The following is a 273-nucleotide window of genomic DNA, read 5'->3' on the forward strand; positions in this document are numbered from 1 at the left end:
CGTCGATGACGTGATCAACGTCTCGGGTCACCGCATGGGCACGGCGGAAGTCGAGTCCGCGCTGGTCGCGCATCAGGCCGTGGCAGAGGCTGCCGTGGTCGGCTACCCGCACGAGCTGAAGGGGCAGGGCATCTACGCCTATGTCACGCTGATGAACGATGTCGAACCCTCCGACGAGCTGCGCAAGGAGCTCGAGAAGTGGGTCCGCACCGAGATCGGTCCGATCGCCAAGCCCGATATCATCCAATGGGCGCCGGGCCTGCCGAAGACCCG

1 protein-coding gene is annotated in these 273 nt (G+C 65.6%); it reads left to right on the forward strand.

Going from position 1 to position 273, the window contains the following annotated elements:
• On the forward strand, nucleotides 1–273 hold a 273-nt coding region (locus tag B3D39_RS14325; protein WP_414718010.1), incomplete at both ends, for an AMP-binding enzyme.

This window comes from Thioclava sp. UBA3469, assembly GCF_002378135.1.
GTDB classification, from domain to species: Bacteria; Pseudomonadota; Alphaproteobacteria; order Rhodobacterales; family Rhodobacteraceae; genus Thioclava; species Thioclava sediminum.